Annotated in this window: 11 protein-coding genes and 1 pseudogene; 6 read left to right on the forward strand and 6 right to left on the reverse strand. The window is 69.6% G+C overall.

Annotated features, from left to right (window positions below; genetic code table 11):
* Positions 1-1,323: 1,323 nt before the first annotated feature.
* Positions 1,324-1,725, reverse strand: coding sequence for a hypothetical protein (locus tag ABWI07_RS28950; RefSeq protein ID WP_353820450.1), 402 nt, complete (start codon positions 1,723-1,725; stop codon positions 1,324-1,326).
* On the opposite strand from ABWI07_RS28950, the pseudogene ABWI07_RS28955 reads away from it, so the two are divergent.
* From ABWI07_RS28955 to ABWI07_RS28970, 4 genes and pseudogenes are all read left to right on the forward strand, one after another.
* Positions 1,637-2,208 (forward strand): annotated as a pseudogene (locus tag ABWI07_RS28955) (DUF5753 domain-containing protein). The gene ABWI07_RS28950 and the pseudogene ABWI07_RS28955 sit on opposite strands and share 89 nt — an antisense overlap.
* Entirely contained in the window at positions 2,199-2,513 is a 315-nt protein-coding gene (locus tag ABWI07_RS28960; protein WP_353820399.1) for a DUF397 domain-containing protein, read from the forward strand. Before ABWI07_RS28955 ends, ABWI07_RS28960 begins: the two are co-directional and overlap by 10 nt.
* A 309-nt stretch (positions 2,514-2,822) precedes the next feature.
* Positions 2,823-3,380: a dihydrofolate reductase family protein gene (locus ABWI07_RS28965; protein WP_353820401.1), complete on the forward strand. Its 558-nt coding sequence runs from the start codon at positions 2,823-2,825 to the stop codon at positions 3,378-3,380.
* 136 nt (positions 3,381-3,516) lie between these two features.
* Positions 3,517-5,676, forward strand: a complete 2,160-nt coding sequence (locus tag ABWI07_RS28970; protein WP_353820402.1) for a hypothetical protein — start codon at positions 3,517-3,519, stop codon at positions 5,674-5,676.
* A 47-nt stretch (positions 5,677-5,723) separates the two neighbouring features.
* Here ABWI07_RS28970 and ABWI07_RS28975 read toward each other — a convergent pair whose 3' ends face one another.
* The 4 genes from ABWI07_RS28975 to ABWI07_RS28990 are packed head-to-tail and all read right to left on the reverse strand — an operon-like array spanning position 5,724 to position 10,600.
* Entirely contained in the window at positions 5,724-7,340 is a 1,617-nt protein-coding gene (locus ABWI07_RS28975; protein ID WP_353820403.1) for an AMP-binding protein, read from the reverse strand.
* Positions 7,337-8,308, reverse strand: a complete 972-nt coding sequence (locus ABWI07_RS28980) for a phosphotriesterase family protein (protein WP_353820404.1) — start codon at positions 8,306-8,308, stop codon at positions 7,337-7,339. Before ABWI07_RS28980 ends, ABWI07_RS28975 begins: the two co-directional genes overlap by 4 nt.
* A 19-nt stretch (positions 8,309-8,327) precedes the next feature.
* Complete coding sequence (locus ABWI07_RS28985) at positions 8,328-9,812, reverse strand: aldehyde dehydrogenase family protein (protein ID WP_353820405.1); 1,485 nt, start codon at positions 9,810-9,812, stop codon at positions 8,328-8,330.
* Between the two features lie 20 nt (positions 9,813-9,832).
* Positions 9,833-10,600, reverse strand: coding sequence for an alpha/beta fold hydrolase (locus ABWI07_RS28990; RefSeq protein ID WP_353820406.1), 768 nt, complete (start codon positions 10,598-10,600; stop codon positions 9,833-9,835).
* Positions 10,601-10,756: 156 nt separating this feature from the next.
* Between ABWI07_RS28990 and ABWI07_RS28995 the strand changes: the two genes are divergently transcribed.
* Both ABWI07_RS28995 and ABWI07_RS29000 read left to right on the forward strand, forming a co-directional pair.
* Complete coding sequence (locus ABWI07_RS28995; RefSeq protein ID WP_353820407.1) at positions 10,757-12,493, forward strand: acetolactate synthase catalytic subunit; 1,737 nt, start codon at positions 10,757-10,759, stop codon at positions 12,491-12,493.
* 12 nt (positions 12,494-12,505) lie between these two features.
* Positions 12,506-13,282, forward strand: a complete 777-nt coding sequence (locus tag ABWI07_RS29000) for an IclR family transcriptional regulator (protein ID WP_353820409.1) — start codon at positions 12,506-12,508, stop codon at positions 13,280-13,282.
* A gap of 55 nt (positions 13,283-13,337) precedes the next feature.
* On the opposite strand, the gene ABWI07_RS29005 is transcribed toward ABWI07_RS29000, so the two are convergent.
* Complete coding sequence (locus ABWI07_RS29005) at positions 13,338-14,168, reverse strand: maleylpyruvate isomerase family mycothiol-dependent enzyme (protein WP_353820410.1); 831 nt, start codon at positions 14,166-14,168, stop codon at positions 13,338-13,340.
* Positions 14,169-14,215 lie beyond the last annotated feature (47 nt).

A 14,215-nucleotide genomic window follows, 5' to 3' on the forward strand; every position in this document is an offset into this window, starting at 1 on the left:
GCCCCCCACGAAGATGGTTTTGGACAGGGGCCGGAAGGCATCAAAACCGATAAAGAGAAATGTCGTGAGCGCATGATCCTGCCCTTCGCCGGGCTCGACCACAGCGGAACGAGCTCCCAGTTGGAGCCGCGCCGGCGACATGCTCGCTCAGCGCGACCGCGACGCAAGCGCCCTCCTGCGGTCCGAGTCAATGTAGGCGCTCGGCGCCACCGAGTAACGCGCCAACTTGAGAAGGGCGGAGCCTCGGAACGCTGGACGGAGCGTGTAGATCGCGCTGCCCCATCGGACGCCCGGCGGCCCTCACGCGGAGGCTTCCTCATCGCCGTCCAGCCAGGGGGCCGCCTGCTGATCAACAAGTCCTTGGGCGCTCCTCGCCAAGTCGACGCCTGCTAGATGCGGGCGTTGACGCGCCGGCTTCGGCTCGGTCTCCCAGTGGTCCCGAGTATGCACTTCCCGGGCCGACCGTAAGCAGTTGTTGCAGTCTGCCTGCTACCGTCGCATGTGGTGCGACTAGCACTGGCGCAGGCGTGATGGGGGCATCAGCTGACGCGCTGATCAGCTAGAGCATGCAGAAGGGCCCTCGCGGCTGTGTCCCTGGTGTAAGACATTGCGCCGCGAAGGCCCTCATCCGGAGAGGGCCCCGGCCGGCCTCCTCATCAGAGGCGCGGCCCGGGGCCTTCGTCGTTCAGCAACTCCCGCACGAACCGCGTGATCGCCACCGCACACCGCACTACGGCGGCGACAGCCGCGATCTTCTGCCAATCCTGCGTGTGGAGACGACGAAGCCTGCCCATCCGGATCACCTCCTCCCTCCCGCCTGCGGGCGGGGCCCCTTGCCAACAGGCCCAAAAGGTGCGGAGATGCTCGCGGCGAGCGTATCGTCCGCCTCGGCCGCGACGCCGCAGAAACTCATGGGCTCCTTGGTACGCGAAGAACAACCGCGAACGCACACAAGACACCGTTTTGAGCATCGTGGCTGCTAGTACCAGGTTTCGCCCTTCGGGAAGCGATCGCTGCTGCGTGCGCCAACGTCTGGTAAGTCCGCCTTTGATGACCAGAATCCTTTCGGCCGAAGTGGCGGCACTACGCGGGCCGGAGCCAGCATTCGCTGGAGGTGTCTTCGGGTTCACCAAGGGTGCAGGCTCTGAGGCTCACCGGAGCACCCTGCTGGCCGGCCGTCACGTGGACGGCTTGTGCCACATGCGAGCGCGTTCGGTGACGATGCGGTCGCCTGAACAGTGGCCGGGGGACAAGCTGCCGTGTAGACGAGTAGAGACTGTGCCGGTTCCGGATCTAGAGCTGCTGGCTGCGGCGGCGGGATACCTAGTACGTAAAGCGCGTCGGGGTGGCGGGCCAGGCGACGCCGAGGTGGAACGGGTGGTGGACGAAGGCATGAGCGCCGTGCACGACATGGTCTCGCAAGTCCTGGATGAGGATCCGGCGGTGGCACGCCTGGAACTGCAGGCCGTGCGGTGGGAGGTGGCCGGGCGGTCGGCGCAGCGCGCCGAGCTCGCTGTGCTGGACGCGCTGGAGGACCAGCCGGAGTTCGCGCGAGCGTTGACCAAGTTGGTCGACCGTCTCCAGCAGCACGAGGCCGGGCTCGGCCAGAGCGTCGTGGACCAGCAGGGCCAAGGCGGTGTCCGCGCCGGCGGGGACGTCACCGCACCCGGTACCGATCTGGTTCGACTGGCCCCAGACCGAGTCGGACGCCGCAGAACTCGTCACCTGGGAGCACACGATCGTCCCCGGGCTGCTCCAGACTCCGGCCTACGCCCGGGGCTTTCTCAACTCGGACGAGGCGGTGGAGGCGCGCATGGCGCGTCAGGCCATCCTCACCCGCGAGGACACACCCCCTGTATCGCTGGTCGCGCTTTTGAGTGAACACGTCCTCGACTATTTGGTGACCTCGCCGGAGGTAATGCGCAGCAGATAGAGCACCTGATTGCTATGAGCGAGCTTCCCAACGTCACCATCCAGATCGTCCGGAACAACGGGCGTCCAGCAGGCACGGGCGGCGCTTTCGTCGTAGCTACGATGGAGGACCGGAGCGAGATCGCCTACCTGGAGACGACGGTGCGAGGCATCACGACCGACAACCCCTCCGACCTGGCCAAACTCTCCGAATCGCTCAGAGAGCTGCGTGCGAGAGCGCTCCCGGAAGACATGTCCCGGGACAAGATGAAAGAGGCGCTGGAGAAATGGACCTGACGAACGTCACCTGGCGCAAGGCGAGCCGCAGCGGTGAGAACGGCGGCAACTGCGTCGAGGTGGCGGGGCTCCCATGGCGCAAAAGCAGCCGCAGCGGCGAGAACGGCGGTGACTGCATCGAGGTGGCCCCGCTCCCCTGGCGCAAGAGCACACACAGCGGCTCCAACGGCGGTGACTGCGTCGAGATGGCGGACGCGGCCGGGGTGGTGGCGGTTCGGGACAGCAAGGATCCGGACGGGCCTGTCCTGCTGGTGAGCCGCGCGGCGCTGCGCACTGCCGTCAAGTCCGCCACGGGCACGCACTGAGCGTCCCGCATCGATCACCAGTGGCTCGGCTGCCGGTGGCTGCTGGTCCGCCGCAACCACCGCGCCGGTGAGCTGGCGTTCTACCGCTGCTACGCCCCCGCGCCCTGGCCATGCGCTAGACCAGCACCTGCGGAATTCCTACGCCACCGTCGTGGATGCGACCGTCAGAGGTGTCGAGGCCTGGCGTGCGATGAGTTTTGGCGGGACCGGCGGTCTGAGTGCGGGAGTGGTCAGCCACTGAGCACGAGCGGATCGGGCGGTGGACGCCTGGGCCGTCCCGGCGCGGGAAGAAGCACATGGAGGCACCGGATGCGGAAGTTGATTCTGGCTTTCTACGTCTCACTCGACGGTAAGAGCGCTGACGGGGACAACGGAATAAGGGACGTCATGATGAGCATCGACGATCCCGAGCAGGAGAAGTACTTCGTCAGCCGGTTGTGGGAGGCCGGGGCCTTCCTCATGGGCCGCAACACCTACGAGATCATGGCCGGATACTGGCCCGGCTCCGACCACCCCTCCGCCCGGGCCATGAACGAAATTCCCAAGGTCGTGTTCTCCCGCACCTTGAAGTCCGCCGACGACTGGCCCGAGACCCGGATCGCCAGCGGTGACACGGCGGAAGAGATCGCCAAGCTCAAGGCCGAGCCCGGCAAGGACCTCGTCGCCGCCGGCGGCACCACGTTCATGCACTCCCTGATCAGACTCGGTGTGGTCGACGAGTACCGGCTGTGGGTGCTGCCCGCCGCCACCGGCAAGGGCGCACCGCTGTTCCCCGAGTTGGATCGGCCCGCGAACCTGCGCTTGCTGAAGAGCACGGCCTTCCCGTCCGGCGTCCTCGAACTGGTGTATGCGGCAGCCGACAAGTAGAGCTTGTGAGGACAACCGGCGATTGTGTGGTGCGGATCGTCCGGGCGCTCGATCTTCCTGGCCCGCCGTGTGATCCTGGATTCGCGGATGTGCCGTCCGGCTCGGGGCCCCGGCGGCGGTCTGGACGGGAGCGGGGATGAGCGGAGAACGCGAGGTCGATTGGGCCGCGAAAAGGTACAGCGTCGAAAACCTCGGGTGTCTCGCCCTCATCCGCCTGCTGATCGGCGTCTGCCTGCTGATGATCTCGACCTTCGCCCTCGTCGGCGCGGTCGAGGAAGGCGCGGCCACCTGGCGCGCGAAGAAGGGCGAGGGGGTTCCGGGCCTGTTCACCGCGCTATCGCAGAGGTGCGGACGAGGTGAATGTTCCTGGAGCGGCACGTTCATGAGCGGCAGCCTCCCTGGGTACGGCATCGAGGACGTTGAGCTGAGAGGGCTCGGCGACCGCCCCATTTACGCCGGGGCCACGTTTCCCGCCCGCGACGTCGGTTCAACGTGGTTCGTCCAACTGGAGGGCGGGCCGCCGGAGTGGGGGGTACCCGGCGGCCTCGGGATCCTCGCCGGTGCCACCGGAGTCTTCGGTGTGGGGTTCATCGCCGTGGTGCTGTGGGGCGTTCACGGGACACGGGCTTCTCCCGCGGCGCGCAGACGGCATGCGAGGGAACGCAGGGGCTCCGCGCTGCGCGACCTCGTCGACCGGGACCGGTGGGGCTGGTCGGCACGGCCCGACTCCTCCAGGGTCAAGGTGAAGATGGCCAGGTCCAGGGGCCGGACCCTGGCCGGGGTGGGCGGCCTGCTCGCGCTGGTGGTGTCGCTGCTGCCGTTCGGCCTGGTCTGGGTGATGTTCAACAGGGAGATCACCTGGGCCGAGAGGGCCGCGGCCTCGTGGGCGCTGCTGTTCGCGGTCGCCCTCGTGGGCGTCGCGATCCAGACGCTCCGGCTGATGCTGGTCAGGCCCCGGATGTGGGTGACCGACGATGAGATCGTCATCTGGGACGCGGTGCTGCTGTGGAAGGTGCTGCGGATCCCGCGCACCGCGATCGCGGCGGTCCGCTACGGCGGCGAGCCGCGGCGGCGGCAGGTCAAGGGGGGCGTGGCCCAACTGACGCCGTTCCGGGAAGAACTCAACCTCGTCCTGCGGATGCGGGACGACATCTCTCTTCCCGCGCGCCGGCTGCGGTGGGGGAACTGGTTCTGGATCGTGTTGATCCTGAAGGATCTGGACCCGCGGAGGGGCATGCCTCAGCGGGGGCGTCCGGTCCGCCGGTTGTGCCTCCGGGTGAAGGAGCCGCGCAGGGTGGCCACCGACCTCGACCGCTGGCTGGGGCATGGTGAGACGCTCCCGCCGTCGGAGTTCGCGTCGGTCGACCACGCCCATTACGGCACGGTCCGCACGCACCGCGGCGCCGGCGATGCACGCGTCAAGGTCAGGGGCCCGCTTCCCGAGCCTGTGCTGGCCGAGTTCGTGAACGAGGGAGCGGGAACGCTGCGGGCCTGGCTTCGACGTACCGAGTTCGGCCGGGGGACCCCGGTCATGGCGTGCGGTCCCGGCTCCCCGCCCGCCATGACCGTCCTGGACGACCGGCTGGTATCCGACAAGGCGCTCACGAAGAGGGTCCTGTACGTGGAGTCCGAGGGGCGGTGGACCGTCACGATCAGCGGACCGGAACGCGCTCGCGGGTTCACCGCCTCTGTCACGGGCAGCGGGCCCGACGTGCTCAGCTACCAGGGGCCGGCTGGAATCGCCGTCGTGTCATGCCCAGACGGGCAGTTCCACCAGGTCCACCTGCACGGGCCGAACCTGGACGCGCTCCACGGCAGCGATCCCATCGTATCCGCCGCCGCGTTCAACCCGGTGCCGGAGGACGACCCCCCGCCCAGTTGGAGTACGTTCGCTGTCCCAACGCAGGCAGTACTACGAGTGAGAACCGCCGGGGCGCACTGGCGGATCGACGTGACGCCCCTGGAGCAGGCAGACGTGGACGCCCCCGCCCAAGCCGCGGAACAGGACGCCACCACCGTGCCGCCCACCGGCCACGTCCGACCGTTCGAGCACTCGACAGCGGGTGACCGGACCGCAGTGGTGCGCTACCTGGGACCTCCGGGACCTGTGCTGTTCCGCAGCGGAGACGCCTTCGGCCTCCTGCAACTCGACGCCACGCTGACCCCGATCCGGACACTCGCCTCCCCGGACGGCGACACGGAGATCCGGCTCCGCTCCCGCACACTCCTCCAGGTCACCGGAGGTCACGGCACCTGGTCCATGCAAGAGGCGCACAACCTCCACCCGTCGCACTGACTCGCCGAGAACGGCGCCTCAGGCGGTCCGGGCGGTGCGACATCGCCCTAGGCGTGGCCGGTGGGGAGGCCTGCCAGGTGTTCCTCGCGGAGGGCTACTTTCTGGATTTTTCCGGAGGCGGTCTGCGGGAGTTCGCTTCGGAAGTGCCAGCTGCGCGGGACCTTGTAGGAGGCCAGCCGGGCGCGACAGAAGGCGTCCAGTTCGGTCTCGGTGAGGCGCGCCCCGTCCGCCGCCACCACGAAGGCGGCGACGGTTTCGCCCCATTCGGCGTCCGGTAGTCCGATCACCGTGACCAGGCTGATTCCGGGGTGGGTGTAGAGGACGTCTTCGATCTCGCGCGGGAAGATGTTCTCCCCGCCACGGATGATCATGTCCTTGAGGCGGCCCTGGATCGTGACGAGGCCCGACGCGTCCATGGTCCCCAGGTCACCGGTGTGCAGCCACCCGTCGGCGTCGATGGCCTCGGCGGTCGCGGCGGGGTTGTCGAAGTACTCGGTCATCACGCAGATGCCGCGGGTGCAGATCTCACCGATCTCCCCGACCCCTGCCACCTCGCCGGAGCCGGTCCTGACGATCTTGACCTCGGTTCCCGGCAGCGGCCGTCCCACGGTGGAGAGGGTCTCCGCGTCCTGGTCCTCGGCGGCGGTGTGGGTGATGTACGGCGACGCCTCCGTCTGGCCGTACCCGATGCCGACCTCGACGCCGAGGTCACGCTGGGCGCGCAGGACCAGATCGATCGGGACGGGCGCGCCTCCGAGCGTGGTCAGCCGCCAGCTCGACAGGTCGCGCGGCCTGTCGGCCTGGCGTTCGAGCATGCGGATCAGCATGGTCGGCACGCTCAGCATGACGGTCCCCCGCTCGGCCTCGAACAGGTCCAGCATGAGGTCGGCGTCGAACCCGGCGGGGAGCACGTGGCGGCCACCGGTCTGGAGGGCGCCGAGCGTCACCAGCCCGCAGCCCGCGGTGTGGAAAAGGGGCATCGGGTTGACCCAGACATCGGTCGGACGCGCGCCGATGACGGTCGCGTACCGTCGGCCGTTGGCGACGAGCCCGCGGTGGCTGAGCAGCGCTCCCTTCGGACGTCCGGTGGTCCCCGAGGTGTACTGGATCTGGGCGGGGTCCTCTGGCACGACGTGCGGCAGGCCGTCGCGTGCGCTGGTCTCGGCGGCCCGGAGCTCGTCCCAGTCCCCGAGGGAGATCACCTCACGGACCGGTGTGCCGTCCCGCACGGCCTCGGCCATCGGCAGCAGTTCGGCGGATCGGTACCGCGGCTGGACGACGATGCCCGCCGCGCGGGGCTGCTCCAGCACGTACGACAGTTCCGCCTCCCGGAAGGCGGGGTTCACCGTGACCAGGGTCAGTCCCGCGAGCGCGGCGCCGAATTCGAGTTGGATCCACTCCGGGCAGTTCCCGGCCCACACCGCCAGCCGTTCGCCGGGCTCGAACCGCCGGAGCAGGGCATGGGCGACGCGGACGGAATCGTCCAGCAGTTCTCCGAAGGTCCAGTGGCGTGCGTGCTCTCCCACGACGCCCTCGACGAGCGCCGTCCGATCCGTCCATCGTGAGGCGGCGCTGGTCAGGGCGTCGCCGATGGTGCCGTCCGCGTGGCCCTGGTCCGGGTCCGCGTGCCAGTGGGCGGCGGACAGTCCTTCCGCCGTGGTCATGCCTTCGTCCCCTCGAAGTACCGGCGCGGGTTGTCCACGAGGATGGTCTCGATGGTGCGGTCGTCGACTCCCGCCTCACGCAGTGCGGGAATGACTTCCGTGGAGATGAGGCGGTAGTTCCACTTCTCCCCCAACTGAGGACGCTCCTCGACCGTGACGAAGTCGATGAAGCAGGACGCGTCGTGCGAGACGACGATGCTCTCCGCGTAGCCGCGCCGCACGAGGCCCACGAGGGTGTCGATCCGCTGCTGGAGCGGCAGGAACGCGTCCAGCCCGAAACGGTCGAGGCCCAGCAGCGAACCGGCGTCCGCCAGCCGGGACAGGTAGTCCAGATCGGTGCTGTCGCCCGCATGGCCGATCACCACCCGGCTCAGGTCTGCGCCCTCTTCGGCGAGGACGCGCTGCGCGACCAGTCCGGATTCGGAACCGGCATGCGTGTGCACGGTGATCGGCGCACCGGTCTCGACGGCGGCCCGCGCGACCGCCCTCATCGTGCGCTCCACGCCGGGTGTGAGGCCCTGGGCGTCGATGGCGCACTTGAGGGTCGCGGCGCGCACCCCCGTGTCGCCGATGCCCTCCGTCAGGTCCTTGACGAACAGCTCGGTCAGCGGTTCCTCGGTGTCGATGAGCAGGCCCGGCCCGCGGCTGAGGAACTGGTGCGGAAGGTCGTTGAAGGTGTAGAGCCCGGTCGCGACGACGATGTTCAGGGTCGTCCGCTCGGCGATGCGCTGGATGCGCGGGATGTACCGGCCGAGCCCCAGGACCGTGGGGTCGATGATGGTGTCGATGCCGAGGGACTTGAGTTCGTTCAGGTCGCTTACCGCCTGCTCGACCTTCTCGTCCTCGTCCCAGTCGGCCTGGTAGTTCTGCCGGTACTCCTCACCGAGCACGAAGACGTGCTCGTGGACGAGCGTCCGGCCGAGCGCGCCGGAGTCGACGGGCCCCGCGACTGTCTGGATGTCGGTCATGTTCGTCAGCCCTCGGATCTCACAGCGCCACGACGACGGACTTGGTTTCGAGGTACTGCTCCAGGACGGCGTCGCCCTTCTCCCGGCCCCAGCCGCTCTGCTTGTAACCGCCGAAGGGAAGCTCGGAGCCGAAGACGTGGTACGTGTTCACGTGCACGGTTCCGGCCTTCAGCCGCTTGGCCAGCCGGTGCGCCTTCGACAGGTCGCGCGTCCACACCCCGGCCGCGAGACCGTAGACGGTGTCGTTGGCCTGGGCCGCCAGATCATCGATGTCGCTGAACGGCAGCGCCGTGACGACCGGGCCGAAGATCTCCTCCCGGACGATCGGGTGGTCGCGGTCGGGCCGCGCGATCACACTCGGCTGGACGTAGTACCCGTCGCGGTCCAGCGCACTGCCGCCGGTCAGCGTCCGGCCTCCCGAGTCCTTGCTCAGGTCGAGGTACCGGCGGACCCGGTCGAAATGCTCCGCGGACACCAGGGGACCCATGTCGGTGTCCGGATCGAGGCCGTAGCCCACCCGGATGCCGCTCGCGTGTTCGGCGAGGCCTTCCACGACCCGGTCGAACTGGGACTCGTGGACGTAGAGGCGGCTGCCGGCCGAGCACACCTCGCCCTGGTTGTAGAAGATCGCCAGCGCGGCTCCCGCGATGGCGGCGTCGGCGTCCGCGTCGTCCAGGACGATGTTCGGCGACTTGCCGCCCAGCTCCAGCGACACCCGCTTGAGGTTGCCCGCCGCGGCGCGCACGATGCTCCGGCCGACCTCCGTCGAACCGGTGAAGGCGATCTTGTCGACGCCGTCGTGGGCGGCCAGGTGCGCCCCGGCCCGTTCGCCGAATCCCGGCACGATGTTGACCACGCCCGGCGGGACGCCCGCCTCGTTGAGGAGTTCACCGATCCGCAGGGCGGTCAGCGGCGTCTGCTCGGCGGGTTTCAGGACGACCGTGTTGCCGGTGGCCAGCGCCGGGGCGAGCTTCCACGCGGCCATGAGGATCGGAACGTTCCAGGGGATGATCTGCCCGGCGACGCCCAGCGGTTCGCGGGTCGTGTAGGCGTGGAACTCCTGGCCCGGCATGTAGGGGACGGACGGCGTGACCGTCGTCCCGGTGATCCGGCGGGCCGCGCCGGCCATGTACCAGAACATGTCGGCGGCGAGGGGGATCTCGACGCCGAGGGCCGCGGAGGCCGGCTTCCCGCTGTCGAGCGACTCCAGTTCCGCGAGTTCCTCGGCGTGCTCGGCGATCAGGTCGCCGACGCGGTGCACGATGCGGCCCCGCTCGCTCGGCGACATGGCCGCCCACGGGCCTTCCGCGGCGCGGCGGGCGGCGGCCACCGCGCGGTCGACGTCCCGCTCGGACGCCTCCGCCACCTCGCCGAGGACCTTTCCGGTGCCCGGATCGATCGTCTCGAAGGTCCGCCCGTCGAGGGCGCCGACGAACTCGCCGTCGATGAACAGCCCGTGCCGCCGGGCGAGGAAGTCCGCCGTGAGCGTGGGGGGAGTGGTCATGTGTCCTTCTCCGTTCCGCACTAGGCGAGGAAGTCGAGGATGCGGGGGATGACGGCGTCCGGGTCCTCGATGCAAGGGCTGTGGCCGGCGGTCTTGATTCGCCAGAGTTCGGCGTCCGGGATCGCGTCGAACATCTCGTCGGACCAGGCCGGCGGGCGCGCCTGGTCCTGGGTGCCGGAGATGATGAGCGTCCGCGCGGTGATCCGAGGCAGCAGGTCGAGCGCGCTCTCGCGTTCGACGACGCCCCGCGCGGCGTGGGCGAGCCTGGGAGAGAGCTCGCCGAGGCGTTCGGTCCACGTCTGGTGGATGTCAGAGCGCGCCGGGTCGTTGAGGACGGTCTGCGCGAACAGGATGCCCTTGACGAACTCGACGAGTTCGGGGGTGAACCCCTCCTGCCCGAACCTGTCGACGAACGCGCCGAAGATCTCGCGGTTCTCGTCGGTCTCGGCTCCTGCTGACGAGCCCATCAGCACCAGCCTGTCAACCAGTTCGGGGCGGCGGGCCGCCATGCGGACCGCGACGTCGCCGCCCATCGACTGCCCGACGATCGACAGCGAGTCCAGGCCGAGCCGGTCGACGAGGGCGAGCATGTCGTCGGTGCACTGATCCATGGTCACGGTCGCGTCGGCCTCGTCCACGCGGCCCGCCTGGCCGGGGAACTCGGGCGCGACGAACCGGAAGCGCCCGGCCCCGGCGGCGACGAGGCCGTCGAAGGCGCGCGGGTCGAGGAAGAGCGAGTGCAGGCAGAGCACGGGGCTCAGCTGCGGTTCACCAGTGTCGATGGTCATGTGGACCTCCAGATCTTTCCTGCTCAGAGAGCCGAGGCGCGCTCACGGTCCCGAGAGTATGAGCCACCTCACAGGTGCGTCAATATGTGAAGAGGATTGCAAATAGTGAAAAATTCAGTATTTGACGTCTGATTCAGAGTTTGCAACCGTACGGGCATGACCACAGTCGCTGACGTCATCGCAGGTGCACTGGCCCGTCACGGGGTCGAGACGATCCTGGGCCAGAGCAATCCGACCGAGCTGATGCTCGCGGCCGAACGCATCGGGATCCGCCAGATCCTGTACCGGACGGAGAACGCCGGCGGCGCGATGGCCGACGGGTTCGCCAGGATCTCCGGCCGCGTCGGGGTGGTGGCGGCCCAGAACGGCCCCGCCGCGACCTTGCTCGTCGCCCCGATGGGGGAAGCCCTCAAGGCCTCGGTGCCGATGCTCGTGCTGGTGCAGGAGGTGCCGTCAGGCAGTCGCGACCGCAACGCGTTCCAGGAGATGGACCACTTCGCGCTGTTCGCGAGCGTCTCGAAGTGGACGCGGCGCATCGACGACCCCGCACGCGTGGAGGACGCCGTCGACCAGGCGTTCACCATGGCCAACAGCGGACGGCCCGGGCCGGTCGTCCTGCTCGTCCCCAAGGACGTCCTCGGGAAGCCCGCCGTGCCCGGACGGTTCCCGCGCACCGCCGATCTCGGGGCGTTCCCGCTCGACCGTCCCCGGCCGGACGCCGCCGCGGTGGCGAGGGCGGCCCAGCTGATCGCCGAGGCGCGGTCTCCCCTGGTCGTCGCGGGCGGCGGCGTGCACGGCTCGGGCGCGGTGGCCGAACTGCGCGCGCTCCAGGAGACCGCCCACCTGCCCGTGGTCACGACGAACATGGGCAAGGGCGCCGTGGACGAGTCGGGTCCGCTGTCGCTCGGGGTCGCCGCCAACGTCACCGGCGAGCGCGGGCCCGCGCACTTCCACCTCGACCTGATCGGCGGAGCCGACGTCGTCCTGCTGGTCGGCACCCGGACGAACGAGAACGGCACCGAGGGCTGGACGCTGACCTCCCCCGACGCCACCTACGTCCACATCGATGTCGACCCGCTCGAAGTGGGGCGCAACTACGAGTCCGTACGCCTGCTCGGTGATGCCCGGGCCGCGCTCCAGGACCTCACGGCCGCCCTGGCGGAAACCGATCTCACCCTGCGCGCCTCGCGTTCGGAAGAGCTCAAGGCCACCATCGCCGCCGGGCGCCGGCAGCACTTCGAGGTCGTCACTCCGCTGCTGGAATCCGACGCGACCCCCATCGCACCGGAGCGCCTCTTCGCCGAGATCGACCGGCTCCTGGACCCCGACGACATCGTGGTCACCGACGCCAGCTACTCCTCGTTCTGGGTCGCCAGTTACCTCCTGGCCAAACGGCCCGGGCAGCGCTTCCTCATGCCGCGCGGGCTGGCCGGGCTCGGCTGGGGGCTGCCCCTGGCCCTGGGAGCGAAGATCGCGGCGCCCGCTCAGCGTGTCATCACCGTCGTCGGCGACGGCGGATTCGCACACGTCTGGTCCGAGCTGGAGACCGCGCTGCGGGAGCGCCTTCCGGTGGCCGTGGTGGTGCTCAACAACTCGGTGCTGGGAGCCCAGCGGCATGCCGAGAACGCCGTGTTCGGCGAGACGACCACCGGCGTGGAGTTCGAGCCCGTCGACCACGCCGCCGTCGCGACCGCCGCGGGGGCCACGGGGATCACGGTCGACGGTCCGGACGGCATCGCTCCCGCGCTGCGGAAGGCGATGGAGTCCGACCGCGTCACGGTCCTGGACGTGATCGTCGACCCCGACGCCTACCCGCCCGTCCGGTCGTTCGACGCGTTCGCCGACCGTCTCAACGCCCCGCTGCACCGGGCCCGCACCCACCGGGCGAGCTGATAGTTTCAAATAGTGAACAGCGCTTCGGACAAGCCGGGCCAGACCCTGCAGACGGTCGAGCGGGCCCTGAGCTTCCTCGAGTACGTCGCCGCCGCCGACACCGCGCCGACGGTGCAGCAGGTCTCCGCCGGCCTCGGCTTGAACATCACGACCTGCTACCACCTGATGAGGACCCTGCTCGCACGCGGCTACCTGGAGCGGCGGGCCGACGCCACGCTCCGCCTCGGAGCGGGCGTGGGCGCGCTGTTCCGGTCCTACCAGCTCAACTTCAACACCAGTGACAAGCTCGCGGGCATCGTCGCCGAACTCGCCGCCGCCACCGCCGAGACCTCGTTCCTGTCGACGCTCGACGACCGGAACGTGATCTTGAAGGTGCTGGTCGAGGGGTCGCAGCCGCTGCGGGTCAGCGGCCTCTACGTCGGCCTGACGGGCAACGAGCCGCACCGCGCGTCGGGCAAGGCCGTCCTCGCCCATGCCGACGCCGACCTGCGGGACGAGATCATCGAGCGCAACCTGACCGGCATGTCCCCGACCGCCCAGCGGCGTTCCCGCGCGGCCCTGCTCCAGGAGCTCAAGGAGGTCCAGGAGCGGGGTTGGGCCGTCGACATCGACTCCAGCCCCGGCATCACGGCGCTCGGCGCCCCGTTCTTCAAGCACGACGGCTCCATAGCCGGCGCCGTCGGGATCGTCGCACCGACATCCCGGTTCGGCGAAGCCCGGGAAACGCTGGTCGGCACGGTGCTCGACTCGGCGGGCAAGGCCACGGCGGTCCTCCGCCTCGCGCCATAGCCGACGAGGTCCGGACCGCGCCCGCCATCGGCAGTCGGGCGCGCGGCAGAGGGCTTCAGGCGACCACCGCGAGCAGGGCTGTGATCGCGGTGGTGAGGTCCGCGTCGCCGGTCGCCGTCGATCGCCGGCGGGCCTGCTCCTCGGTGATGCCTCTGGTCGCCAGACGCCAGAAGGTGTCCTGGTCCATCGAGACGCGTGCCGTCGGCTCCCCTTGGGGCTGGGTCATCCGCCATCGCGCGTCCTGCCGGACCACGCCCCATCGTCCTCCGGCCGGGCCGAGTACGTCCAGGTGAGCCGTGGTGCCTTCGGGGCGTTCGTGCATCCGCAAGGCGTGCGGCAGGCCGCGCGCGAAGACGTCCAACACCGGAGCCATCAGATCGGGTTCATCCGCGCCCGGGACGGAGACGGCGTCGCGCACCTGCTGCTGGTGGACCCAGAACTCGGTGTAGTCGCGGCCGATGTCGAGCCATGCGGGGCTGTCGATGTCGGTGGCGGCCCAGGAGACGTTCAGGTCGGCGGCGGCGTGGAGGTCCTGGGCGGCCCATACGGCGTCGAGCCGGGGTCCCAGGTGCTCCAGCAGTTCGATCATCAGTTGCGGGCTGAGCTGGCGGGACGCCCGGACGAACTCGTCGTTGGTCCGGGCCAGGTAGGCGGGGAGCGTCTCGTCGTCGGCGAAGATCGCGCCGCCGTGCCCGTCGCGGCTGCCCGACAGGCGCCGCATGTAGTCGTTGAGCACATGAGCGACCACGTCGTGCACGTCCCAGCCGGGACACACCGTGGGCATGGCCCACTCGGCCGGGCTCAGGGCCCTCAGCAGGTCGAGCATGGCCTGCCGTTCGCGCGGGAACAGCGGACGGACGTCGGCGGCCGGGCCAAAGATCATCATCAGCTGACCGTACCGGCCGCCCCGGCCCGCGGCCGCATCGTCCGGCC

The organism is Actinomadura sp. NPDC000600, assembly GCF_040492135.1.
Taxonomy (GTDB): domain Bacteria; phylum Actinomycetota; class Actinomycetes; order Streptosporangiales; family Streptosporangiaceae; genus Spirillospora.